This window comes from Cellulophaga sp. HaHaR_3_176, assembly GCF_019021925.1.
Taxonomy (GTDB): Bacteria; Bacteroidota; Bacteroidia; order Flavobacteriales; family Flavobacteriaceae; genus Cellulophaga.
In genome coordinates, this window is record NZ_CP058990.1 from 2,197,769 (window position 1) to 2,222,786 (window position 25,018).

The 25,018-nt window shown below is 30.7% G+C and carries 24 protein-coding genes; 6 read left to right on the plus strand and 18 right to left on the minus strand.

Translation table 11 applies throughout. The features are described from left to right. Window positions 1-97: 97 nt before the first annotated feature. Window positions 98-3,034, minus strand: a complete 2,937-nt coding sequence (locus H0I23_RS09700) for a TonB-dependent receptor (protein WP_254073584.1) — start codon at window positions 3,032-3,034, stop codon at window positions 98-100. Window positions 3,035-3,245: 211 nt separating this feature from the next. Between H0I23_RS09700 and pepT the strand changes: the two genes are divergently transcribed. Further along, the gene (gene pepT, locus H0I23_RS09705; protein ID WP_216783045.1) at window positions 3,246-4,478 is read left to right on the plus strand and encodes a peptidase T; all 1,233 of its coding nucleotides are present in this window, start codon (window positions 3,246-3,248) and stop codon (window positions 4,476-4,478) included. 203 nt (window positions 4,479-4,681) lie between these two features. Here pepT and yajC read toward each other — a convergent pair whose 3' ends face one another. The 3 genes from yajC to nusB are packed head-to-tail and all read right to left on the minus strand — an operon-like array spanning window position 4,682 to window position 6,461. Further along, window positions 4,682-4,987, minus strand: a complete 306-nt coding sequence (gene yajC, locus H0I23_RS09710) for a preprotein translocase subunit YajC (protein ID WP_216783046.1) — start codon at window positions 4,985-4,987, stop codon at window positions 4,682-4,684. Between the two features lie 4 nt (window positions 4,988-4,991). Continuing rightward, the gene (locus H0I23_RS09715) at window positions 4,992-5,468 is read right to left on the minus strand and encodes a DUF1573 domain-containing protein (RefSeq protein WP_216783047.1); all 477 of its coding nucleotides are present in this window, start codon (window positions 5,466-5,468) and stop codon (window positions 4,992-4,994) included. Between the two features lie 45 nt (window positions 5,469-5,513). Beyond that, complete coding sequence (nusB, locus tag H0I23_RS09720; protein WP_216783049.1) at window positions 5,514-6,461, minus strand: transcription antitermination factor NusB; 948 nt, start codon at window positions 6,459-6,461, stop codon at window positions 5,514-5,516. A gap of 172 nt (window positions 6,462-6,633) precedes the next feature. On the opposite strand from nusB, the gene H0I23_RS09725 reads away from it, so the two are divergent. Both H0I23_RS09725 and H0I23_RS09730 read left to right on the plus strand, forming a co-directional pair. After that, the gene (locus H0I23_RS09725; RefSeq protein WP_216783050.1) at window positions 6,634-8,388 is read left to right on the plus strand and encodes an ABC transporter ATP-binding protein; all 1,755 of its coding nucleotides are present in this window, start codon (window positions 6,634-6,636) and stop codon (window positions 8,386-8,388) included. 74 nt (window positions 8,389-8,462) lie between these two features. After that, window positions 8,463-8,855 carry a PUR family DNA/RNA-binding protein gene (locus tag H0I23_RS09730; protein WP_216783051.1) on the plus strand — a complete coding sequence of 131 codons (393 nt, stop codon included), beginning with the start codon at window positions 8,463-8,465 and terminating at the stop codon, window positions 8,853-8,855. A 48-nt stretch (window positions 8,856-8,903) separates the two neighbouring features. On the opposite strand, the gene H0I23_RS09735 is transcribed toward H0I23_RS09730, so the two are convergent. The 4 genes from H0I23_RS09735 to H0I23_RS09750 form a co-directional block, all read right to left on the minus strand. Continuing rightward, entirely contained in the window at window positions 8,904-9,947 is a 1,044-nt protein-coding gene (locus H0I23_RS09735; RefSeq protein ID WP_216783052.1) for a lysophospholipid acyltransferase family protein, read from the minus strand. Next, the gene (locus H0I23_RS09740) at window positions 9,944-10,867 is read right to left on the minus strand and encodes a bile acid:sodium symporter family protein (protein WP_254073585.1); all 924 of its coding nucleotides are present in this window, start codon (window positions 10,865-10,867) and stop codon (window positions 9,944-9,946) included. Before H0I23_RS09740 ends, H0I23_RS09735 begins: the two co-directional genes overlap by 4 nt. Before the next feature lie 4 nt (window positions 10,868-10,871). Beyond that, window positions 10,872-11,207 carry a tRNA-binding protein gene (locus H0I23_RS09745; protein WP_216783053.1) on the minus strand — a complete coding sequence of 112 codons (336 nt, stop codon included), beginning with the start codon at window positions 11,205-11,207 and terminating at the stop codon, window positions 10,872-10,874. A gap of 118 nt (window positions 11,208-11,325) precedes the next feature. After that, window positions 11,326-11,853: a YfiT family bacillithiol transferase gene (locus H0I23_RS09750; RefSeq protein WP_254073586.1), complete on the minus strand. Its 528-nt coding sequence runs from the start codon at window positions 11,851-11,853 to the stop codon at window positions 11,326-11,328. 126 nt (window positions 11,854-11,979) lie between these two features. On the opposite strand from H0I23_RS09750, the gene H0I23_RS09755 reads away from it, so the two are divergent. Together H0I23_RS09755 and H0I23_RS09760 are read left to right on the plus strand one after the other, a co-directional pair. Next, window positions 11,980-12,618 carry a peroxiredoxin gene (locus H0I23_RS09755; RefSeq protein WP_216783055.1) on the plus strand — a complete coding sequence of 213 codons (639 nt, stop codon included), beginning with the start codon at window positions 11,980-11,982 and terminating at the stop codon, window positions 12,616-12,618. A 118-nt stretch (window positions 12,619-12,736) separates the two neighbouring features. Further along, the gene (locus tag H0I23_RS09760; protein ID WP_215956506.1) at window positions 12,737-12,928 is read left to right on the plus strand and encodes a cold-shock protein; all 192 of its coding nucleotides are present in this window, start codon (window positions 12,737-12,739) and stop codon (window positions 12,926-12,928) included. 482 nt (window positions 12,929-13,410) lie between these two features. Here the strand turns inward: H0I23_RS09760 and H0I23_RS09765 are convergent, their stop codons facing one another. From H0I23_RS09765 to H0I23_RS09775, 3 genes are read right to left on the minus strand one after another with little or no spacing between them, the layout of a single operon-like run. Next, on the minus strand, window positions 13,411-14,343 hold the full coding sequence (locus H0I23_RS09765) for a peptidylprolyl isomerase (protein ID WP_216783057.1): 933 nt from the start codon (window positions 14,341-14,343) through the stop codon (window positions 13,411-13,413). Window positions 14,344-14,394: 51 nt separating this feature from the next. Next, window positions 14,395-15,795: a M20/M25/M40 family metallo-hydrolase gene (locus H0I23_RS09770; RefSeq protein WP_216783059.1), complete on the minus strand. Its 1,401-nt coding sequence runs from the start codon at window positions 15,793-15,795 to the stop codon at window positions 14,395-14,397. Next, window positions 15,795-16,676 carry a PPK2 family polyphosphate kinase gene (locus H0I23_RS09775; protein ID WP_216783060.1) on the minus strand — a complete coding sequence of 294 codons (882 nt, stop codon included), beginning with the start codon at window positions 16,674-16,676 and terminating at the stop codon, window positions 15,795-15,797. Before H0I23_RS09775 ends, H0I23_RS09770 begins: the two co-directional genes overlap by 1 nt. Before the next feature lie 176 nt (window positions 16,677-16,852). On the opposite strand from H0I23_RS09775, the gene H0I23_RS09780 reads away from it, so the two are divergent. Continuing rightward, complete coding sequence (locus tag H0I23_RS09780) at window positions 16,853-17,545, plus strand: hypothetical protein (RefSeq protein WP_216783062.1); 693 nt, start codon at window positions 16,853-16,855, stop codon at window positions 17,543-17,545. A 2-nt stretch (window positions 17,546-17,547) separates the two neighbouring features. On the opposite strand, the gene H0I23_RS09785 is transcribed toward H0I23_RS09780, so the two are convergent. From H0I23_RS09785 to H0I23_RS09815, 7 genes are all read right to left on the minus strand, one after another. Further along, window positions 17,548-18,711, minus strand: coding sequence for a sigma-54 dependent transcriptional regulator (locus H0I23_RS09785; protein ID WP_216783063.1), 1,164 nt, complete (start codon window positions 18,709-18,711; stop codon window positions 17,548-17,550). 57 nt (window positions 18,712-18,768) lie between these two features. Next, on the minus strand, window positions 18,769-19,653 hold the full coding sequence (locus tag H0I23_RS09790; RefSeq protein WP_216783064.1) for a mechanosensitive ion channel family protein: 885 nt from the start codon (window positions 19,651-19,653) through the stop codon (window positions 18,769-18,771). A gap of 4 nt (window positions 19,654-19,657) precedes the next feature. Next, the gene (locus H0I23_RS09795; protein WP_216783065.1) at window positions 19,658-20,995 is read right to left on the minus strand and encodes an ABC transporter permease; all 1,338 of its coding nucleotides are present in this window, start codon (window positions 20,993-20,995) and stop codon (window positions 19,658-19,660) included. Then, window positions 20,988-21,923, minus strand: coding sequence for an ABC transporter ATP-binding protein (locus H0I23_RS09800; protein WP_216783067.1), 936 nt, complete (start codon window positions 21,921-21,923; stop codon window positions 20,988-20,990). The genes H0I23_RS09795 and H0I23_RS09800 overlap by 8 nt, the downstream gene beginning before the upstream one ends. 218 nt (window positions 21,924-22,141) lie before the next feature. Beyond that, window positions 22,142-23,266, minus strand: a complete 1,125-nt coding sequence (dnaJ, locus tag H0I23_RS09805) for a molecular chaperone DnaJ (protein ID WP_216783068.1) — start codon at window positions 23,264-23,266, stop codon at window positions 22,142-22,144. Window positions 23,267-23,275: 9 nt separating this feature from the next. Then, window positions 23,276-23,851, minus strand: a complete 576-nt coding sequence (locus H0I23_RS09810; protein WP_216783069.1) for a nucleotide exchange factor GrpE — start codon at window positions 23,849-23,851, stop codon at window positions 23,276-23,278. A gap of 179 nt (window positions 23,852-24,030) precedes the next feature. Then, window positions 24,031-24,948 (minus strand): TIGR01777 family oxidoreductase, encoded by a 918-nt coding sequence (locus tag H0I23_RS09815; RefSeq protein ID WP_216783070.1) that lies wholly within the window; start codon window positions 24,946-24,948, stop codon window positions 24,031-24,033. Window positions 24,949-25,018: the final 70 nt, after the last annotated feature.

The window sequence follows — 25,018 nt, forward strand, 5'->3', positions numbered from 1 at the left end:
ATATACCTTAATAACGTTGTTTTAGAAAAAAAGTATTTGAAAATAAAAAAGCCACTTTATAAGTGGCTTTTTCTATTGTAAAAATTGAATACTAATCTTATTTTAAATTAAGGCTTACTCTTGCGAATAAAAATCTACCTCCAATACCAAATTGTTGAGCTCTTCTTGACCAATCAAAACGACCATCACTTCTATTTCCAAAAGCTTCTTCTGCTCTGTCTGGATAAATATCAAAAAGGTTGTTTGCTCCGATTGTGAAAGTCAAGGCTTCTGTTGCCTTATAACCTACAGATAAATCTGTAACCAATTTTTCTCCGAATACTTGCTGATTATCAATAACTGTTGTTGCTTCTGTAACTTCACCAAAATATACATTTCTTAAAAAGAAAACTAATTTTTGAGATGTTAAGCTATTCGATAAATTAATTTTAGTTCTTGGCACAGCTTCTTCTAAATAAACTCTACTATCTTCAGGAAAATAAGTATCTATTAAACCTGCATCTGTTAAAACTTGAGAAGCATTAATATCGCCTACTTTTTTAGTTTTTGATAGAGTACCTGCTAAATCTGATTTTAATCTCCAATCATCTCCAAATGATGTTTTATGAGTAATTACAACATCTAAACCTTTAGATTCTGTATCGATTGCATTTGCAAAAAATGAAGCTGCTGTTGCATTAGCTTGACTTAATAAATTATCTAATTCAGTTCCAGTTCCTGGGCCTTCAAATTGACCTGTATACACTACTCTATCTTGAATTTTAACGATATAACCATCAATAGTAACTGTTAAGTTTGCATTAGGAATTTTAGCTGTTAAACCCAAACTAGCACTTTGAGAAGTTTCTTCTTTTAAATCAGGGATACCTAATAATTTAGCTGCTCTACTATCATTTGCAAATGTACCAACCTCTTGAGGATCTCCATTTTGATCAAAAATAGTTGATGTTGAATTAAAATTAATTTGATGTAATGATGGTGCTCTAAAACCTGTATTTAAAGCTGTTCTAACATTTATATTTTCAGAAATTTTATATCTAGATGCTAATTTAAAGTTAATTGTAGAACCAAAATCGCTATAATTTTCAAAACGAGTAGCAAAACTCATTAAAAGTTTATCTGTAATATCTGCTTCTGTATCAAAATATGCAGCTACACTATTGCGACCTCTTGATAATTCGTTTTTAGGACTAAACCCAGGAAAAACCTGAGATCCACCTGGTCGTGAGTTTCCGAAAAAATCTTCAGAAGCTTGCTGTGTTGAAACCGTAATTAATTCTCCTGTTGCTGTATACTGACCATAAGATGCTGGCTCTCCACTAACAATATCATAATTTTCAACTCTATACTCTGCACCGAAAGCGATGTTTAAACCAGATAATACATCATCAAAAAATTGAGTAACATCTAAATTAGATGTGTTTTGAGAAAAAGAAAATCCACCTGCATCAAATAAAGTTGGTGATGCATTCTGTAAAGACGCGTTAAAAGTATTACCAATAGTATACAAAAATGAGTTTTTACCATATGTATTACTAAAATCTACACTCCAATCACCAACTTTACCTTTAATCCCTAAAGAAAATGATTTGTCTTTTATAGTTGAATTAATTTCAGGTAAAAATCCATTCATATACGCTGGCGTGTATGTTCTGCTTTGGTTTGGTAAACGGTAAAACCCTGCCGAATTACCTGTTCTAGAACTGATACCTGCAAAAGAGTACAATTCAGTACCATTTACATCTAATGGAATAGACAAGTTTGCGAAAATACGCCCACCTCTTAATGCTGATTGACCAACACGCATATTATAATCACTTCTTTCTTGGCCTCTTGCTGCTAGTTCCGCTGTTGTATTATCAGCACCAAGAACTGTTCTTAAATCTTCTTTAGTTGTTGCGCCATTTCTATCAAACCCTGCCTGATCTGTATATTGAATAACATCTGCAACATCATCATCTAATAAATTAGAAATATCATAACCGTCAGCTCCCGCAAGGCGTTCTATAGTGTTGTAACGATTAAATATAGTGCCTTCCCATTCATTCATACGACCATATGCATCACGCACATCAAAATCTCCAGAAAGATTAATAAAACCACCATTTTCACCAATTGGCAAACCATAACTTGCCGCAACATTAGTTGTCTGACCATCTACGCCACCTGTTTGATCATTTGCATTTTTAGAGAAATTTGCTCCAGTTGTAACAGTTGCTGTTAACTCGTTCACACTTTTATTTAAAACAATATTTATAACACCAGCAATTGCATCTGATCCATATTGCGCAGCAGCCCCATCTCTTAAAACCTCAATACGTTGTATTGCTGCTGCAGGAATTGCATTTAAATCTGTACCCACACTACCCCTACCAAATGTTCCATTAACATTTATTAAAGATGATGTATGTCTTCTTTTACCATTAATTAAAACCAAAACTTGATCTGGACCTAAACCTCTTAACGAAGCTGGATCAACATGATCTGTACCATCTGATATCGTTTGTGTATTTGATGTAAATGAAGGTGCAACATAATTTAAAATCTGATTTAAGTTTACTTGTGGAGCAATATTATTTAACTCCTTCATATCAATAACATCAACAGGTACCGTACTCTCTGTTGCTGTTCTATTAGGATTACGAGAACCCACAATTACAACCTCTTCCAATGCTAAACCAGAAGATAATTGTATTGTCATTTTCGAACCACTAACTGTAACATTCTTAGTTTCGAAACCGATATACGAAACAATAAGAACATCTCCAACAGCACCTTCAATAGTGAAATTCCCATCAAAATCTGTTGTAGCTCCTTTAGTCGTTCCTTTTCTAACAATTGAAGCTCCTGCTAATGGCGCTCCATCTTCATCTAAAACAGTACCTTTTATATCTTGCTGTACTTCTAGCAGAACATTACTTAGTGCTATCTCATCTTCACTTACTACTAAAAAACTATTAGCAGCAACATTCTTCACCACTCCAATCATAAAGGATAAGAGTAACATTAATTTAAGTGTTTGTTTGTTCTTCATAAATTTGAGTATTAGTTAGTATTAACATATATAAGTATAGAGTTTGTTTTACATATTTATACCCTATTTTTTTTGATAAACTTCAATAAACTTATCATGACTATAATTTAGGAATTTTAAACTGTTAAAACAATTATAAAATTACCAATTAAAAAACCAAATAGCTTATCTATTTAATTAATTCAAATTGTATTTTTATAAAAAAATAAAAATGCAACATATTATAGATAGGTTTATTAGCTATATAAAGATAGATACTCAAAGTGATGCTACATCTGAAAGTACACCAAGTACTGAAAAACAATGGAATTTAGCTCACAAACTTATAGCCGATTTAAAAGCTATTGGTATGCAAGATGTGACTATTGATGATAACGCCTACATAATGGCTACGTTACCAAATAATACAAAAAAAGAAGATATACCTGTTATAGGTTTTATTTCTCATTTTGATACTTCTCCTGATTTTTCAGGAACTAATATTAACCCACAAATTATTAAGAATTATGATGGAAAAGATATTGTTTTAAACGAAGAGCAAAACATTATCCTATCTCCTGATTATTTCGATGATTTATTACAATATAAAGGACAAACAATAATAACTACAGATGGCACAACTCTTTTAGGGGCCGATGACAAAGCTGGTATTACAGAGATAATTACAGCCATGGAATACTTAATTAACAACCCTGAAATTAAGCATGGTACTATTAAAGTTGGATTTACCCCTGATGAAGAGATTGGAAGAGGAGCTCATAAGTTTGATGTTACTAAGTTTGGTGCTGATTGGGCATATACTATGGATGGTAGCCAAATTGGGGAATTAGAATACGAAAATTTTAATGCCGCTGGTGCTATTGTTACAATTAAAGGCAGAAGTGTTCATCCAGGATATGCAAAAGGTAAAATGGTAAATGCCATTACTATTGCAAATGATTTTATGTCATTATTACCAGCTGAAGAAGTACCGCAGAAGACTACAGGTCGTGAAGGTTTTTTTCACGTTCACCATATTTCAGGAGAAATTGAAAATGCAACAATTGAACTCATCATAAGAGATCATGATAAAGATAAATTTGAAGAACGAAAAAAATTAGTTTCTAAAATTGGAGATGATTTAAATGCTATTTACAAAGATGCTATTACAGTTGAAATAAAAAATCAGTATTTTAATATGAAAGAAAAAGTAGAGCCTGTTTTTCATATTATTGAAACTGCAAAAGAAGCTATGGAAGCATTACACATAAAACCTATATTAAAACCTATACGAGGAGGTACTGATGGTTCTCAATTAAGTTTTATGGGACTACCTTGCCCTAATATTTTTGCTGGCGGACATAATTTTCATGGTAAATATGAGTATGTACCTGTTGAAAGTATGGAGAGTGCTGTTGCCGTTATTGTGAAAATTTGTGAACTTACTGCTGCAAAAGCAAAATAAATAATAAAACAAAAACTTATATAGCATTAGAAGTTTTCAGATTTATCTGAAATAAATAAAACTTTAGTTTTCCTCTATATTAACTAATCTATCTAAGAAAATTATAGAAACCAATTGCTAAGAACAGAGGTTTGAATGATTTATATATAAAATAAAAAAGCACCTTAAAAAGGTGCTTTTTTTATTGAAAAAATATAAATTTATTATTTTTTAGCTTCTTTCTTAACTTCAACTGGTGCGTTAAGTTTAGAACTCATTTCCATAGAAATTGCAGATCTATCAAACTTAATTTTACCCGCCATAGTTTCTACTACACATGAAGCATCTTTATCATTCAATTCAACAACCTTACCATGCATTCCGCTTTTAGTGATAATTTTATCACCTTTTTTAAGCTCTGAAGCAAACTTTTTTTCTTGCTTAGCACGCTTTCTTTGAGGTGCTAAAATGAAAAAATAAAATACTACAAATACGGCAATTAACGGTAAAAAAGGATATTTCTCTAACATGTGATTATGATTGTTTTAATGGACCTACTGCCGCAGCATCTTTAGGTGTTACAAATGCTTTTATTCTTAATTGCTCAGTACCTTTTGCTGTGTTTGCCGTTACTGTAATAACTTTTGTTACAGCATTAGCTCCAGAACCATTAAAGTTTACTACTAATTCTCCTGTTTCACCTGGAGAAATTGGACCGTTTGGTTTTTTTGGAACTGTACACCCACAAGTACTTTTTGCATCTGTGATAATTAATGGCGCATCACCCGTATTTTTAAATGTAAAAACAGTTTCTTGAGGCGTATTCTGTACAATATTCCCAAAATCATGTTCTACTTTTTCGAAACTCATTACAGGAAGTTTTTTAGCTGCAGCATCTCTTTCACTAGCAACTTCAACATTTTCTGTGTTAATTTTACTAGATGCGTTTTCCTTACAAGAAACCATTGCTAGTACTAAAACTAAATTTAATGTGATAACTATTTTTCTCATGATCTGTATATATAATTTTAAGATTTAAACAAAAATAAACAATATTTATAATAAGCCTCTCCCGATTTTGTTTAGTTTACCTTCTTGTTGGTATTCTTTAACTAACTTATCTAAAATACCATTTATGAACGTACTACTCTTTGGCGTGCTGTATTCTTTAGCAAGCTCTAAGTATTCATTAATAGTAACTCTTTCAGGTATTGAAGGGAAATTTAACAACTCTGCAATAGCCATCTTTAATAAAATAGCATCAATATCTGCTATTCTATCCTTATCCCAATTAGGAGTTTTGCCTTCTATCTCTTTTACTAATGATTCATTATTTAATAATGTTTTAGCTAATAACCTTCTAGAAAATTCTAAATCTTCAACATCTTTAATTAAAGGTGGTAAAAAATAAGATTCTAAAGCATCTGGTTTTGCTTTTTTAAGCAACTTTAATAAAAAAGTGTTTACTAAAGGAATATCATCTACCCAAGTAAGTTTATCGTCTTCGAAATAATCGTAGATTTTTTCATTAGGTGCAATAATATTTTTAAAAATACTTACCACTAACGCCTTATCTTGATCGAAACTAGTTGTCTCAGCATACATATATGCTTTATAGACATCACTAGCTGTAATTTCTTTATAAAGTAGTTTTACGTATTCTTCGTTTAAATACCAATGTTTTAAATTACGGTTTTCTAATTCAGCCTCTAAAGATTTATTATCAGCTATTAGTTTAATAAAACTATTATTTACAAACCTTTTACGATCTATAAAATCATTAGATTTATCAGCTAAATATCTATTAGAAGAAAGTTCTACTTGTTGGTCTGCCAAAGAGTGAATCTCTTTTAACATGCTCAACATCAATAAGTATAAAGAGTACGTATTGTCTATACTGAACTTTAAAAATTTTTGCTGTTTTTCTAATGAATCGTCATTAGAACGTGTCAATGCATAAATACCTTGCATTACTTTTACTCGAATATGCCTTCTTGTAAGCATTTTTAAAGAACTTAAATGGGTTAAACTTGAAGGCGCAAAAATAGAACTATATTTTCAATACTAAGTAAAGGTTTGATTATATCTTATAAGTTTTATAACATTTGTTTTTACTTCAATGAGTTATCTTTGTAAAAATGTTTTAAAAACAGCAAAATATTAGGGTTACCAGCAAATGAAGGAATTAAAATATATCAACAAATACCTAAAAAAATACGGCGTACAATTACTTTTAGGCTTATTTATTACAATTGTAGCAAGAGTATTTTCATTGTTTACACCTTCGTTTGTAAAAAAGTCTATTAAAGTTATTGAAGATTATGGAAACGACATCATCAGTAAGTCTGAAGCCAAGGAACTACTTTTAGAACATATTCTTATAATTTTAGGTACAGCATTACTTGCTGCTTTGTTTACTTTTTTAATGAGGCAAACAATTATAAAAGTTTCTAGATACATTGAGTATGATTTAAAAAATGAAGTATTTGATCATTATCAATTTTTAAATCTAAATTTTTACAAAAAAAACAGAACTGGTGATTTAATGAATCGCATCAGTGAAGATGTAAGTGAAGTAAGAATGTATGCTGGCCCTGCATTAATGTATGGTATAAATACCATAACACTCTTTGCATGTATTGTACCTTTAATGTTTATTACAGCCCCAACACTTGCAGCTTATACATTAATCCCGTTACCAATTTTATCTGTTTTAATTTATAACATTAGTAAAGTTATTCATAAACGAAGCACTGTTGTTCAGCAATTTTTATCAAAGCTTTCTACTTTTACTCAAGAATCTTTTTCTGGTATATCGGTAATTAAAGCCTATGGGTTAGAAAATAAAATTAATGAAGAACTTATTAGCTTAGCTAATGAAGGCAAAACAAAAAGTATGAATCTTGCTAAAGTTAACGCATGGTTTTTCCCTTTAATGATTTTGCTAATTGGTATCAGTAATATTTTTGTTGTTTATATTGGTGGTAAACAATATATAAATGGTGAAATAGATTCAATCGGCGTTATTGCTGAATTTGTAATTTATGTAAATATGCTTACTTGGCCAGTAGCTGTTGTAGGTTGGTTAACATCAATAGTTCAAAGAGCTGAAGCTTCTCAGAAAAGAATTAATGAGTTTTTAAATATACTCCCTACTATTAAAAACGAATACTCAGAAGAAACACTTATAAATGGCAAAATTGAATTTAAGAATGTAACATTCACTTATGAAGATACTAATATTACAGCTCTTAAAAACATATCATTTACTATTGAAGAAGGCGAAACTGTAGCCTTTATAGGTAAAACAGGATCAGGAAAGTCGACTATACTAGATTTAGTTGCTAGACTATATGATGTAAGTTCTGGAGAAATTTTAATAGATGGCATACCAATTAAAAAGCTAAACCTTAATAGTATTAGAAAAAGTATTGGAGCTGTACCACAAGATGCTTTTCTTTTTTCTGATTCGATTAGAAATAATATAAAATTTGGTAAAAAAGATGCTACTGATGATGAAATTATAGCTGTAGCAAAAAAAGCTTCGGTACACAAAAACATAGTAGGTTTTAGTCAAAAATACGATACTGTACTTGGAGAAAGAGGCCTTACATTAAGTGGAGGGCAAAAACAAAGAGTATCGATAGCAAGAGCTTTAATAAGAGATCCGAAAATATATTTATTTGATGATTGCCTATCAGCAGTAGATACAGAAACCGAAGAAAAAATACTACAAAATTTAAAAAACGCTTCTAAAAATCGAACCACTTTAATTGTCAGTCATAGAGTATCTTCTACGAAAAACGCAGATAAAATCATTATATTAAAAGAAGGTGAAATCTTACAAAAAGGCACTCATAGTTCTCTAATTGAGGAAGATGGATATTTTAAAAATTTATACAACGACCAGCTATTAGATAAAGAATCTTAAAAAAAGTTGTTAGATTAGCTTTTTTTTTTCATTTTTGATAACACACTAATGATTAACTATAGATTTTTTTTAAAATGGGGGAAAAAGATACAATGGATCAGGAAGAGATTTATTCAAAGGTTTTAAGAGCCGGAAGAAGAACTTATTTCTTTGATGTTCGAAGTACAAAAGCAGGAGATTACTACCTTACTGTAACAGAAAGTAAGAAGTTTACGCATGATGATGGTTCTTTTCATTATAAAAAGCATAAAATTTACCTTTATAAAGAGGATTTTTCTGCTTTCAAAGATAATTTAGATGAAATGATGAGTTATATTATTAAGGAAAAAGGATCTGAAGTTATATCAGAACGTCATCAAAAAGATTTTAAAAAGGAAGATGATTATACTTATGAAGGCGAAGACATTAACGCTGCCGAGACTTCAAAAGCAGAAAGTTTTACTGATATTAGTTTTGATGATATTTAAAATTTATTAAAATTCACAAAAAAGGCTCTTATAAATAAGAGCCTTTTTTTATTCTAATTTTTTATAAATCATATTAAAAACAAAAATGCTCCCAACAGAAACTATACTAACTATTAATCCCCAGCAATAAAAACTAATAAATCCTAAAATTAGAAAGTAAATAGAAAAAGCTACTATTGAAAAAACAAAACGAGCTGTACTCAAAAATTCCTTTTCTTTAATTCTTTTTTTAAGTATCATTTTCCAAATAATCAATACCGGAAAATTAAATATATAAAATAGAGTAATTAATATTTTATCGAACCAACCATCTGTTTCTATAAATTCCTCAAAACTATTAAATACCGCAATAGTATCTAGCGTTTTATTTACACTTTCAGGCTTTAAATAATCTACTCCAATTGCATCCAACTTAATTATTGTTGCCTCATATTTATCTTCATTTTCAATGTGTGTTGTCAAGCTCTTTAATCTTTCAAACACAATATCTACAACTCTATTTTTTGATAATTGTCCATCTTCTGAAAGATAAAAATCTTTAAGTAAAATTGGTTTTCCATAAAAAATACTTACTCCATCTGGAAATTTACTTGCATTTTTATAATTTAATCCAACAGGTACTAAGTGTATATCTAAATCTGGATATTTTTCTAGTGCAGTAATTAAAATTCTTGTAAAACCTTTACTTAATGGTCTAACTCTTCTTTTTAAATTATGATTTGCTTCTGGAAAAATAACTATAGATTTATCTTCTTTAAATAAGTCTGAACAAAGATCAAACGTCCTACTATTATTTTTTAAAGCATCTACTCCATCTCTTATTCTATAAATTGGAATCATCTTAAACAAAGAAAATATTTTGTTTAAAAAATTATCCTTAAAAATATCTGATCTAGTTAAAAAATAAGGACTCCTGTTACAATCTGTTGCAATTAAAATAGTATCTAAAAATGCATTTTGATGATTAGATAAAAATAGGACTGGTTTATTTTTCGGAATATTAGATAGCCCATTAATTTCTATTTTTCCAAAATATACGTGCAATAAAAGCTTAATTACAACTCTTGTTATTTTATATACAAACCTCCTCAAGTTAGTTTCCTTTTAATCATATTATTTTTATTGCGCCACAAATTAGCTAAAACTAAACCTGAAATTAAGTGCCAAATACCCCAAAAAGCAGTTAATAAAGCCATACCTCCTAATCCATTAAAAAAGGTGAAAATTAATAAAAGTCCCAAACCTGAATTCTGTATTCCTGTTTCAATAGTAATAGCTTTTGTATTTTCTACTGATAAGCCAAAGGCTTTTGCTAAAGAAAAACCTGTGGCAAATGCAATTATGTTATGTATTACTACAATCCAAAAAACATATAATATATAATTTAAAAAAATATCTATATTCTTATAAAGAGCTAAAAATATTAAAATTATAAAAAACACTAACGAAACATATTTTAAAATATAAGCACTTTTTTTTGCGAATATTGGCTTGTAATGGTTAATTAATACTCCTAAAAAAAGAGGAATACCTAATAACAAGAAAACCAACTTAACCATATCTAATGGCTCAATTGCAACTTGCTTTAAAAGAACAGCTGTAGGCGAATAAAGAGAACCCCAAAAATTCAGATTATAAGGAGTCAAAAATACTGCTAATAAGGTTGCTATTGCTGTTAAGCATACAGATAAGGCAGAATTACCATTAGAAAAATGTGTTATAAAATTAGATATATTCCCCCCTGGACAAGCTGCAACCATAAACATACCTAATGCTACACTAGGTATCGGTTTTATAATTAAAACGAGTAAAAAAGTAACTAAAGGAAGCATAAAAAACTGGCTAAAAGCACCTATAAAAATAGGTTTAGGATTTTTAGCTAATTTTTTAAAATCTGAAATAGAAATATCTAAAGCAATACCAAACATTACTAATGCCAAGGCTGAATTTAAAACCCATAGCGATTGGGAATCAAAATTTATATGTATGCTATCTAAAATAGAATCTGACAAATTTTTATGATATCTTTAAACCATTCTTGACCGATAAACCAGGATGCAGTAAGGTTACATCTTTACCATCAACAGCACCTAATATAAGACATTCACTCATAAAATTTGCAATTTGCTTTTTAGGAAAATTAACTACAGCTACTATTTGACGACCAATAAGTTCATTCAAGCTATAAACTGTTGTTATTTGTGCTGAAGTTTTACGAATACCTATTTCACTACCAAAATCGATTTCTAGCTTATAAGCAGGGTTTCTAACTTCTGGAAATTCGTTTGCCGAAATTATAGTTCCTACACGCATATCAACTTTAGAAAAATCAGACCAACTAAGTGTTTCCATAAATTATTAATTAAAATTTAAATATAAAGACCTTTGCGTTAATAAATAAAAATAGAGTCGCTTTTTAATAATAAATCTATAATTATTAAAAATTAGCAACACAAAGACTTAAAATAAATTACCATCCATTTCTATCTAATAAACCTTGTATATGGGCTAAGTGATGGTTACTATGCCAAGCGTATATTCCTATATTTTTCTTTAAAATTATTTCTACCTTGCTTTCTGGATGAATAAATTTTTTCTCTAAATCTTTTTCAGATAATCCTTTAAGTAAATAAACCAACTTAGCATGTAGTGCTATTAAATAATCTAAAGAAAGGTTTATAGGTGCCGTTTTTGCATCAAAGAGCTCGCTCCAATCTTTTTCTTCATATGCTTTAATCATCGGCTTATTTTCTGTCAAAGCCCATTTAAACCTAGTATAACTATGATGATGACTATCTGCAATATGGTGTACTAATTGCCTCACCGTCCAACCTTCTGGTCTATAAGCCGTATTCAACTGCTCTGCTGATAAGTTTTCTACCAAAGCAGACAAACGATTTGGTAAAAGTTCTAAATCTTTAATCCATTTATTAACATGCTTGTTTGTAATATTTTCAGGACACTCAAAAGCACCTATCGGATATTGTAATTTTTCCATAGAAGTATTTATCATACTTTAAAAATAGAAAATTTTAATAGATTTTTAACCTCTTATAATGAAGAAATGGCTTTTAATCCACTAATTTTATAGGACAATAATATTAAACTTAAAAAACAATATAAAATGGCAACATTAAGATTAGGAGATGTAGCTCCAGATTTTACAGCAGATAGCTCAATGGGAATGATAAATTTCTATGATTATTTAGGCGATGGATGGGGAATTCTTTTCTCTCACCCTGCAGATTTCACACCAGTATGTACAACTGAACTAGGTACTGCTGCTAAATTTAAACCAGAATTTGATAAAAGAAATGTAAAAATGCTTGCTTTAAGTGTTGATGGAGCAGCTTCGCATGTAGAGTGGATTAAAGACATTAATGAGGTTCAAGAGACTACAGTTAATTTTCCTATCATAGCTGATGAAAATAAAAAAGTGTCGGACTTATATGACATGATTCACCCGAATGCAAATAGCACATTAACGGTACGTTCTGTTTTTATAGTTGGGCCTGATAAAACAGTAAAATTAATACTTACTTACCCAGCATCTACAGGAAGAAATTTTAACGAATTGTTACGCGTTATAGATTCTTTACAATTAACAGCCTATCATAAAGTCGCAACACCTGCAAATTGGAAAAATGGAGATGATGTTGTTGTAAGCCCAGCAATAGCAACAGAAGATGCAAAGAAAATATTCTCTAAAGGTGTTGAAGAAATAAAGCCATATTTGAGAATGACACCTCAGCCAAATTTATAGAAACAACTGATACTAAATTAATTAAACGTTAAGAAAAAAATATAACTATCAAAAAATCACTAAGTTAAATTTTAATATATTATATTTGTTACTTAATTAATTTTTTTAATATTTTATAATGAATAAAGGAACAGTAAAATTCTTCAATGATTCTAAAGGTTTTGGATTTATCACTGAAGAGGGCTCAAGCGAAGATCACTTTGTACACATTTCAGGTTTAATTGATGAAATTCGCGAAGGTGATGTTGTAGAATTTGAATTACAACAAGGTAAAAAAGGATTGAACGCAGTAAACGTTAAAGTACTTTAATACATACGATACGTAACAACTTTTTTTTGTTAGAAGCTCAACCACTAGGTTGGGCTTTTTTATTGGATAAAACTCAACTAAAATAAACGTTATTTCCTCTAAAAAATTTGTCTGACAAAAAAAACTTATATTTTTATCTCTTTTTGACGCAACGTTTTTCTTCATTTTACATCTACATGAAAAACGACCTAACTAACTATCTTAGAATAAAGCCATTTTTAAATTTTTGAATTGCCTCACTTTAATTACAGCTACTTGTTATTAAAAACGAAAGCTTCATTAATAAGTTTTATTCTTTTAAAAGTTAAATTATAACAACCACCAAAATAGAAGATATGACCACATTCTTTAGTATTCTTTGTAGCCTTATTGTTGTTAACTTATTATTACTTATTTTAAGTGTAAATAGAAAATCTAATAAAATATAAAAAGGGTTCCAACATATTGGAACCCTTTTATTATATTATGGTTAATTTTAAAAATTAACTTACTTTCATCAACTCTACGTCAAAGATTAATATTGCATCTGGTGGTATAACCCCTCCTGCTCCTGCGCTACCATAACCTAAGTTAGATGGAATAACAAAACGAGCTTTATCTCCTACGTTTAAAAGGCAAATACCTTCATCCCATCCTTTAATTACCTGACCAACTCCTACTTGAAAATCAATTGGTTCTTTTCTCTTATAAGAAGAGTCAAAAACAGTCCCGCTTACCAAAGATCCTTCATAATGAACAGAAACTTCCATTCCTGCTTCAGCTTTAGCACCTGTTCCTTTTTGAATTATCTTATAACGTAAACCACTTTCTGTTTCTGAAAAGCCAGCAGATATTTCATCTAATTCAGCTGATTGCTTTGCTTTTTCTTCTGCTAATCTTTTTTCTCTAGACCCTTCAAAAGTTCTAAAAGACTCAACAGCATTCCAAGCTTCTGCTTCTGCCCCAACTCTAACAATCTCTAAAGATTCTATTTTATCGCCCTGAGCAATTGCATCAACAATATCTTGACCTTCAATAACATTTCCGAAAACAGTATGCTTATTATCTAACCATGGTGTTGCAACGTGAGTTATGAAAAACTGGCTTCCGTTTGTTCCTGGGCCAGCATTAGCCATAGATAACACTCCTGGAGTATCATGCTTTAAATCTGGATGAAATTCATCATCAAATTTATAACCAGCATCGCCAGTACCTGTACCTAAAGGACAACCACCTTGTACCATAAAATCAGGAATTACTCTATGAAATTTAATACCATCATAATATGGTGTACCCTGAGGTTTTACTTTATTTTCTAAATTACCTTCTGCTAAGGCCACAAAATTACCAACTGTTCCTGGCGTTTTATCATGTGTTAATTTTACTAAAATTTCTCCTTTTGAAGTATTGAATTTTGCGTAGATTCCGTCTTTCATTTTATTTTTTTTATGAGCCACAAAGGTAATACTTTGTTTTGTGTTAGAAAACTAGCCTTTAATAATCTTGGTAGTTTTAATTACACCGTATTTATCAAATAAATAAACCAAACTTGCCATTGTTGCGGCTCCTAATTCTAACTCTCTTTTATTTACATGCTCGAACGTATCGTTTGCAGCATGGTGATGGTCAAAATAACGTTGTGAATCTGGTCGTAAACCCGCTAACACCATCTGACTATCTTTCAAAGGGCCAATATCAGCCCCAGCAAACCCCTTCACAAACATATGTATTAAATAAGGTTCAAATAAGGGCTTCCACTCTTGTACTTTATTAAAATTTTCTTCTGTACAGTCAAAAGAAAAACCTCTAGGAGAAAAACCACCAGAATCACTCTCTAAAGCAAAAACATGATTTTCTTTTTTGTTTTTTGCTATTTCAGCATATTTACTACCACCTCTAAGGCCATTTTCTTCATTCATAAATAAAACAACACGTATTGTTCTTTTAGGCTTATAACCTGTTTCTTTTAATAATCTAAGAACGTCCATACTCTGAACAGATCCAGCCCCATCATCATGAGAGCCATCACCCAAGTCCCAAGAATCTAAATGACCACCAACTACCATTATTTCATTTGGATATTTGCTTCCTGTAATTTCTCCAATTACGTTATATGATTGTACATCATCATATTGTTGACAGCTTTGTTTAAAATAAAAATTAATATCTGGATTTAATGTTAATGATACACTTAACAAATCGGCTCCATTTGTACTAATTGCTGCTGCTGGAATTCTTTCATTAACAGGAGTATCACCATAACTCATAGCTCCCGTATGTGGCAAGTCGTCCAATCTTAAGTTCATAGATCTAACGATTACACCAACAGCTCCATATTTAGCAGCTTCTTTAGCTCCTGCATATCGCTGATCTACACAGCCTGAATATGATGAAAATGTATTAATGTTTGTCGCTTCCATAGGTCTGTTAAAAAAAACTATCCGACCTTCAAGACGTTGTTTCCCTAAAATTGCTAAATCATCTATACTTTTAACTTCTACTACATTTGCTTTTAAACCACCTAAAGGCGTTCTTACCGATCCACCTAAAGCGCAAATTGGAATATTTGTTGTAACTCCTGGCTTAGATTCGAAATACGCAAACTCTGGTGCACCACGAGTCCACTTAGGAACCATAACAGGTTGTAACCATACTTTATCTAAACCTAAACCTTCTAACTCTTTTTTTGTGTAATCAACTGCTTGTTGAGCTTGAATAGACCCTGATAAACGTCCTCCTATTTGATTTGATATATGATTAAGCCAATCGTATGCTTTACCGTTTGATAAAGCCGTATCGTAAATAGATTTAATTTGGACCTCATCTGAATCTTGCGAAAAAATTGTTGTCGTTAGCAAAAAACAAATTGCAAAAATTAATTTTTTCATTATTCTCCGTTTTGTAATTGATTTTTATAAACTTCTAAATTAGCCATTATTTTATCATCAAGGGCAGGCTCTTTAATATCTTTGTATTTTTTTAACTCTTCTAATAATGTTTTTGCCACAATTAAACGCGCTGCCTTTTTATTATCTGCTGGGATTACAAACCACGGTGCATGTTTTTTTGAAGTTTTATTTATTGCATCTTGATAACATGCCTGGTATGTATCCCAAAGTTTTCTTTCTTTTAAATCTCCCGGAGAAAACTTCCAGTTTTTTTCTTTTAGGTTTAACCTTCTTAACAATCTTTGTCTTTGTTCTTCTTTTGACAAGTGCAAAAAGAATTTAAAAATTATAGTTCCATTATCAGCTATGTGCTTTTCAAAATTATTTATTTGACTAAAGCGTTTTTCCCAGAATTTATCGTCAATATCTTTTACAGTATGTATACCTGGTATATGTTCACCTAAAACATATTCAGGATGCACTCTTGTTACTAAAACGTTTTCATAATGAGTTCTATTAAAAACTCCAAATTTTCCTTTAGCGGGTAATGCTATATAATGTCTCCATAAGTAATCATGTTTTAACTCTAACTCAGTCGGCACTTTAAAACTATGTACAACAACACCTCTCGCATTAAAATCTTTAAATATTTCTCTTATCAGACTATCTTTACCAGCAGTATCCATACCCTGTAAACAAACTAGAACACTATATTTTCCATGTGCATATAACACATCTTGTAATTCACCTAATTCCTTTCTTACCTTTTGTAATTCTTTTTTTAACTCTTTGTCTTCTGAGTCAAAGTTTTCAAAAGTTGAAATATCTTTTAGATTTACGGGCTGATTAACGCTATAATTTTCTGATTTAATTTTATTCATAATCTGAATATAAAATAAATAATTAAACATTTAAGAAATAAGACTGTAAAACATTTAATCTAAATTACTCGTCCTTACTAAAAAGTATTTTGTCGAAAAAATTGAAGCACTTAAAACCAGTGCCTTATATTTGCAATAAGTTACATCCCAAATGTTACTTATTAATCTTACAACCTATGAAAATCAAGTACTTACTACTTATTTTTTTCCTATTTATATTCTTATCCTCTTTCAATAAAGAAGAAGATAGAGCTTGTGAATACGTAGGTTCTAATATAGAATATATATCATCGCAAACACAAAAAGCTTTACTAGAGACTGATCTCAATAAAACCAAATATCAGATATATAAAGCTATTAATGCTATTGAAAAAACTAAGAAAAAACTAAAAGATTGCGGTTGTAGCTATGCTTCTAAAAATTTATTTACAAGTTTAGACAATTTAGTAATGTCTACAAAAACTTCTAATTTAGGAAATGCCAGAATATTCTTGAACAGGTCTTTAAAAAATACAGCTTCGAGTTTAGAGTCTTTACAAGAACACCATACTCACCAAAGTAAGTATCAAAATGGTGTGTTAAGTTTAAATACGAAAACAGACGAAAATTTAAAGAAAGGATCTCCAATACCAAATGATCGTTATTTACACCAAAAAATAGATTCTTCTCTTGTTAAATTTGAAAAATCGTTAGATGACGTTGTTCGTACAATCGAATGTGGGAAAGCAAAAACATTTACCCAAAGGGTTTTTAATATTTCTGAAAAAGAACTTTTAAAAGAGAACCTTAGTGAAGGTAAAAAATATTATCATTTACGCACTAAGGCTATAGCTGCAGAAGCTCTTAAAAAATTAGAAAACTGTAAATAAATTTATTTGCTAGCAAATAAATTTACATCTTCAACATTTACTTCTGTATTACCTAAAATTATAAGCCTTTCAACTACATTTCTTAATTCACGGATATTTCCTGTCCAATCATAAGCCTTTAATAAATTAACAGCCTCATCAGAAAATGTTTTGGGAGATGTACCATGCTCTAATGCTATTTTTTTTGAAAAGTGATTTATAAGTAAAGGAATATCTTCTCTTCTATCATTAAGCGCAGGAACTTTAACTAAGATAACCGCTAAACGATGGTATAAATCTTCTCTAAACCTACCTTCTTCTATTTCTAGTTTTAAATCTTTATTTGTTGCTGCTACAACTCTAACGTTTACCTTAATATCTTTATCTGATCCAACTCTAGAAATTTTACTTTCTTGCAAAGCTCTCAACACTTTTGCTTGCGCAGACAAACTCATATCTCCTATTTCATCTAAAAAAATAGTTCCATTATTAGCCGCTTCAAACTTACCTGCTCTATCTTTTACAGCTGAAGTAAAAGCACCTTTAACATGCCCAAACAATTCACTCTCAATTAATTCTGAAGGTATTGCCGCACAGTTTACTTCTATAAATGAAGAACTACTACGCGAACTTTTCTCATGAACCCAATGCGCAACAAGTTCTTTTCCTGTACCATTAGGTCCCGTTATCAATACACGAGCATCTGTAGGTGCCACCTTTTCAATCATGTCCTTTATTACTCCAATAGCATCGCTCTCGCCTACCATTTCATAATTTTTACTGACCTTCTTTTTTAAAATTTTATTTTCTAATACTAATTCTTTTTTATCTAATGCATTACGTACCGTAGTTAAAAGTCTGTTTAAATCTGGTGGTTTTGATATGTAATCAAAAGCACCTAAACGCATCGTATTTACTGCTGTATCTAAATCTCCATGTCCAGAAATCATTATAAAAGGTATTTCTGGTTTTATTTTTTTACATGCCTCTAACACCTCAACACCATCCATTTTTGGCATTTTGATATCGCAAAGCACTAGGTCATAATCTTCTTTTTTAAGTGTCTCGATACCCTTTAGCCCATCTTCTGCTTCTTCTAAAATATAAGTATCGCTTTCTTCAGATAAAATTTTAACTAAAACTCTTCTAATCGCAGCTTCATCTTCTATTACTAGTATTCTTGACATGCTTTTATATTTTTAATTTTCGAATGAAAGTTTCTTGATTCATTTAAAAAATTATAATTAACTATTTTTAATATGTACATCGCGCTGTGGAAAAGGAATAGATATATTATTCTCTTTAAACTTAGCATCAATATTATACCGTACGGCACTTTTTATTCTAGGATCAGAAAAACTATCACTTATATAAAAGTTCACAGCAAACATTAATGCAGAGTCTCCAAAATCTTCAAAAAGCACAAATGGTTTAGGGTTTTTTAAAACACCTTTTAATGAGATCACCGAATCTTCTAAAATTTTCGTTACTAAATTCAGATCACTACCATAAGCCACACCGACTCTTACTGTTTCTCGTGTTGTTTTATGGTTCTGCGTATAGTTGTATATTGTTTCATTTATAAATTTATGATTTGGTATTATTATAACCTTATCATCTCTAGTTATACATCTAGTGGTTCTTAATTTAATTTCAAAAACCTTACCAACTTTACCATCAACTTCTACAATATCTCCTACACTTAAAGATTTATCAACTATTATAAAAACACCTCCAATAACATCTTGAAATAACTCTTGTAGAGCCAAACCTAGGCCCACAAATAAAGCTGCGGAAGCCGTAAGCAGTATTGTTATATTTATACCCGCAGCACTCATTGTAAAAACAATTACAATAAGATAAACCACATATCTCATAAATTTAAAAACACTGACAAACTTATTTTTATCATCGGTTTGCATGTTACGAGTAAAAACATGTCGCAACCATTTTAAGACAAAGCTTGTGATAATAAAAGCTAATATTAATAGTAAAATTAAGCCAATAGTAATATGAATTTCTTTTTCATCTTTACCAAAACGGATACCCCAATCAAGAAAATTCTTTATACCGCCCCAAACATCATCCTCTAATATGTCTTTAACTTTTTCAGCATTATCTTGTATCATATACTTAATACTTTAACCACTTATAAATTTCTTTATAACTTGGTTTTTTTCCGTACATCAAAATACCTACACGATAAATTTTAGCAGCTAACCAAACTATTCCAATAAATGTAATAATTAATAATAGAATAGATACTACTAACTGCCAAATTGGTACTCCACCTTCTCCTAAACCACTAGACAACCTCATTAACATAACTATAGGAGATGTTAATGGAAACAATGAAAAACCTACAGCTATTGGACCGTGCGGATTATTAAATACAGAAAAGAAACCCACATATATAGCTAACATTAACGGTGTTATTACTGGCAATACAAATTGTTGCGTGTCTGTTTCGTTATCTACTGCGGCACCAATTGCAGCATAAATAGAACTATAGATTAAGTAGCCTAAAAGAAAATACACTACAAAAAAGGTAATAAGCATTAACCAAGGAATTTTTAATATCTCGACCCCTAATGTCATTACTTTCTCATTCACTCCAGATATTGATGGAATAGGCATTGCGCCGCCACCTGGCATTTGGTTTGCACCACTTAAAACGGCTGGGTCTATATCAAAAATAAATATACAAACAGTAAGTAGTAATGATGCTGAAAAAATCCAAATTGCAAATTGTGTTATCCCTGCTAAAGAAGTTCCTATAATTTTACCCATCATCAATTGAAATGGCTTAACTGATGATATAATTACCTCTATAATTCTACTTGTTTTTTCTTCAATAACACTTCTCATAACAAAGCTACCGTAAATGATTATGAACATCATTATTAAATAACCAAAGCCACCACCTATAAATGCTCTAATTTCATTAATTCCTTTTAAGTTTAACTCTCCTGAAAATGTAGATGTATGTATGTTAAAACTATTTGTAATTTCCGTAAAATCCTTTTTTGAAACACCAAGTTCTTGCAACCTACTTTCTTCAAGTCTACTTTTAAAAATATTTTCTAATTTTTCAACAACAGTAGTACTTGGAGCTTCTTTTGTATAAAAAAATGTTTTTGATGCTATAGCTTCTAAATTTGAGGCATCGGGTATATATAACAATCCGTAGTTACCCATGCTAATTGTAGAGTCTAAAGCTTTTTCTAACGAGATGTTTTTAAAATTTATATATGATGTTGTCTCTGTAGTTATAAACTCGTTTCCAAAATAATCACTTTCATTTAAAACAGTAATAATATGTTTTTCACTATCATTCACTTTTGTTAGAAAAGCAATTAACAATACCATACCCACCATTAAAATTGGACTTAAAAAGGTCATTATAACAAACGACTTATTGCGTACTTTGGCTAAATACTCTCGTCTTATAATTAAAAATAATTTATTCATGAGAATTTTTACTTTCTATAGTTTGTATAAAAATATCGTTTGCTGAAGGTATTTGCTCTAAAAAGTGATTAATAGGTGCTTTTGAAGATAAATGAGTTAAAACTTCTTTTGTATTGTTTGATGATAATTGTAAGTTGAATTTTAATTGGCTCTCATTACTATCGAAAATATCATCTGTAATAGCAAAGTGTTCTTTTAAATCTGTTAAAATTTCTACTCCATTATCAGTATGCATACCTACCTCAAAAATATTCTTTTTATACTCTTTTTTAATATCAGAAAGCTTACCATCTAATATTTTTTCAGATTTATGTATTAAGGCTATATACTCACATAATTCTTCTACAGATTCCATTCTATGAGTTGAAAAAATGATTGAAGTACCTTTTCGTTTTAACTCTAAAATTTCGTCTTTTATCATATTTGCGTTAATAGGATCAAAACCACTAAAAGGCTCATCAAAAATCAACAATTTAGGCTCATGCAAAACAGTTACTATAAACTGTATTTTTTGAGCCATACCTTTAGATAATTCTTGTACTTTTTTACCCCACCAATCTCCTATTTCAAACTTATCAAACCAAAATTTTAATTTCTGCTTTGCATCAGCTTTAGACATACCTTTTAGTTGAGCTAAATATAAAGCTTGCTCACCGACTTTCATGCTTTTATACAATCCACGTTCTTCTGGTAAATAACCAATCATCGCAATATGTTTTTGCGACAAAGGTTCTCCATTAAAAAGAACACTGCCTTGATCAGGATGCGTTATTTGATTAATAATTCGAATTAATGATGTTTTACCTGCTCCATTAGGACCAAGTAAACCATAAATGCTATTTTCAGGAATTTCTAAAGAGACATTATTAAGAGCAGTATAATCTCCATACTTTTTACTGACTTCTTTAGCTACTAAAATATGGTTCATGTAAACAATTTTATCAAAGATATAGAATTGGATTAAAAGACGTATTCTGTTTAACTATTTAGTCTTTAAAAAAACACACGTACTTCTACAAAAACAAAACCCACCCTTAATAAAATCAAGGATGGGAAAAAAATTGCTATGAAAAAGAAAATTAACGTTAGCGAACCAACGTTAAACCAAATATACGTTTTATTTTAATAAGTAAAATTACAAACTACTTATGAAAACATATCTTTCACTTTTTCAAAAAATGATTTATCAGATTTTTCTGGGTTAGGTACAAAATTTTCATTGTCCTGCATTTTTTCAAAAAATTCTTTTTGTTCTTTATTTAAAGTCTTCGGTGTCCATACGTTTACGTGAACCAATAAATCACCAGCTCCATACCCATTAAGACTAGCAATACCTTTACCTCTTAATCGTAATATTTTACCCGATTGTATACCTGGTTCTAATTTTATACGAACCTTACCTGTCACAGCATCTATCTCTTTAGATGTTCCTAAAACAGCTTCAGAAATGCTCACATATAAATCATAATGTAAGTTGTCGCCTTCTCGTTTTAAAGTTTCATGCTCTAATGTTTCAATAGCAACAATTAAATCTCCTGGCACTCCATTACCTGGAGCATCATTACCTTTACCTGAAACTTTAAGTTGCATTCCATCTTCAACACCACCTGGTATTTTAACTGAAACAGTCTCTTCTTTAACAATCATACCTTGAGCATCTGCTTCACTAGGTCTTTTGTCAATTATTTGCCCACTACCACTACAAGTAGGACACGTGGCTGCTGTTTGCATTCTACCTAAAATTGTATTCTGAATTTTAGTTACCTGCCCTCTACCACCACAAGCGCCACACGTTTTATATGTTACACCGCTTGCTTGTATTTTTCTTTTTACTTTTATTTTCTTTTCAACGCCATTAGCAACATCTTCTAATGTTAAAGCAACTCTAATTTTTAAGCTACTTCCTTTAGCTCTTCGTTGGCCTCCGCCACCGCCAAAACCGCCAAAGCCACCAAAACCGCCGCCACCGCCGCCGAAAATATCACCAAACTGGCTGAATATGTCATCCATATTCATACCACCTCCGCCACCGCCAAAACCACCTGCGCCATCAAATGCCGCATGTCCGTATTGATCGTAACGTGCTTTTTTATTATCGTCACTTAAAATCTCGTAAGCTTCAGCTGCCTTTTTAAACATATCTTCCGCCTTTGCATCACCAGGGTTTTTATCTGGGTGATATTGCACTGCTTTTTTGCGATATGCTTTTTTAATCTCAGCTGCTGTAGCCCCTTTACTAATACCTAATATGTCGTAATAATCTTCCTTCATATCTTATTTTTAATTCCCAACAACCACTTTTGGGTGACGGATAACTTTATCTCCAAGCTTAAAACCTTTTTCAATAACATCAATGATTTTACCTTTCATCTTTTTGTCAGGTGCTGGTATTTGAGTAATGGCATCATGAAGGTCTGCATTAAAAACATCTCCTGCTTTTGCTTCTACTTCTTCTAATCCCTTTGCTTTAAGTACTTGTGTGAATTTATTCTGAATAAGCTCAACACCCTTAAACATTTCTTTATCTTTTGATTTTGCTAATTCTAACATTGCTCTATCAAAATCATCAGAAACTGGCAAAAGAGCCACAATTACTTCTTGCCCCGCTGTACGGAATAAATCCATACGTTCTTTAGATGTTCTTTTTTTGTAATTCTCAAACTCAGCAAAAAGTCTCAAAAACTTATCCTTTTCTTTGGTTAAATCTTCTTTTAACTGATCTTCAACAGAAAGTTCTTCTACCTCAACCTCTAATTCCTGTTGATTTTCTGTGTTTTGATCCTCAGTTTGGGCTTCTTGAGATTCGTTATTAACGTTCTCGTCTAATATATCTTCTGTTTTATCTTTTTTGCTCATCTGTAATTCAATTTTGCATTCGCAAGTTACAATTGGCAAAAGTACTGCCAATTCTTCAAAAATGTCAAAATGTCACCAAACTTTACACTAAAAAAGCGCCAAACGGCGCTTTGTGTATATTTATCTTAATTATAGTTTTAAAACCTATAGTTTAAATTCAATTTTCTGACATTTATACATTAGTCTTTTTTACTATAAAAAGATTCCAATGCACTCCCCACATTATCAAAAGCAAAAGTAAAACCTTCTCCTATAATTTTTTTATTGCTAACTCTTTGGCTACTTAATAATATTGAAGACATTTGCCCTAGTATAGCTTTTAATACAAAAGCAGGCACTTTCGGTAATAAAATATTACTCCCTAAACTTTCTGCAATTTTATCTACCAACTTTTTATTAGTAACAGGGTTAGATGCTACTGCATTATAAGCTCCGTTTAATTCGTTTTCTATCGCAAATAAAAAAATACCGGCTAAATCTTTAATATGAATCCATGATTGCCATTGTTTTCCACTCCCAAATGGAGAACCCACAAAATACTTTATAGGCCTTGCCATTTCTGGTAATGCACCTCCTTTATTTGACAAAACTAAACCTACCCTTATTTTAGATACCGAAAAATTAAAGCTTTGAAATTTATCAGCTGCAGCTTCCCAAACACTAACTACTTCCGACAAAAAATCATCTGACTTAACCTCTTCATCTTCACTATAAAATTTACTTAAAGAAGATGGGTATATACCTATAGCAGAAGCTGATACAAAAGATTCTATAGCTGATGAATCAACCTTAGTTAATCCTTTATATAAAGTTTCTAAAGAAGAAACCCTGCTTGATATAATTTTTTTCTTGTAAGATGATGTCCATCTTTTTGATATAGATGCCCCCGCCAAATTTATTATAGCAGAAACATTTTCAAAACAATTTACATCTATTTCAGAAACACTAGGATTCCAATAAAATCCTTTATAATTTTTTTCATGTACTATTTTGCTTTTACTAGTTGTTAAATAGTTAACGCCAATGTTATTTGCATGACATGCTGCAACTATTTCTTGACCAATTAAGCCAGTAGCACCTGTTATTAAAATATTCATAAGCAATTTTTATCAAATATAAATATTTTAATTAGCAGCTAAACAGTCTTTAATTTAGGTTTAACACTTT